Genomic DNA, 410 nt, shown 5'->3' with positions numbered 1-410 from the left:
ATGACTACATCGCCAACCCGAAAGAAAACGGCTATCGCTCTTTGCATACGGCGGTGATTGGTCCGGAAGGCAAGATTCTGGAAGTGCAGATTCGTACTCATGAAATGCACGAAGACGCTGAGTTGGGAGTCTGCGCCCACTGGTTATACAAGGGCACGGACACCAACGGCAAGGATAACGGCTACGAACAGAAAATTACCTGGCTGCGTCAGGTACTGGAATGGCACGAAGAACTGGATGATCTGCCCGAGCTGGCGCAGGCCTTGCGCAGTGATATCAACCCGGACCGTATCTACGTGTTTACGCCGAGTGGCCATGTGGTGGATTTACCGCCCAATGCGACCCCGGTGGATTTTGCCTATCGGGTACATACCGAAGTGGGTAACAAGTGTCGTGGTGCCAAGGTCAAC

1 protein-coding gene is annotated in these 410 nt (G+C 53.9%); it reads left to right on the top strand.

From position 1 onward, the window contains the following. A partial coding sequence (locus Q4563_RS16555) for a TGS domain-containing protein (RefSeq protein WP_303605265.1) occupies positions 1–410 on the top strand: 410 nt, incomplete at both ends.

This window comes from Gilvimarinus sp. 1_MG-2023, from assembly GCF_030548285.1.
The sequence above is the reverse complement of the archived record's forward strand: the minus strand, read 5'-3'. Positions and strand labels throughout refer to the sequence as shown.